1 protein-coding gene is annotated in these 244 nt (G+C 74.6%); it reads right to left on the reverse strand.

The window, feature by feature from the left end:
- Positions 1-244, reverse strand: a 244-nt coding sequence (locus tag ACYQ8L_RS18810) for a hypothetical protein (protein WP_459943336.1), incomplete at both ends; no start/stop codon positions are given.

Here is a 244-nt window from a genome sequence, read left to right on the forward strand (position 1 = left end):
GGGCGCCCGGCTCGTGTGCCGCGCCTCCACGATCACCGTGCCCGGCCGGGACCCGGCCCGGAACGTGGCCTGCCCCTCGCCGTTGCGGTCGGTCTGGATCGCCTCCGGATCCACCGCCCCGGAGCCCTCCAGCACGGCGAAGGTCACCGGCACGTCGACGTTCGGGTTGTCGTGGATGTCGGTCACCCGCACCGAAAGCGCCGTCTCCCCGCCCGTGGGAAGCCGGACGGCTCCGGCCACGAGT

Source organism: Deferrisoma palaeochoriense (assembly GCF_054656955.1).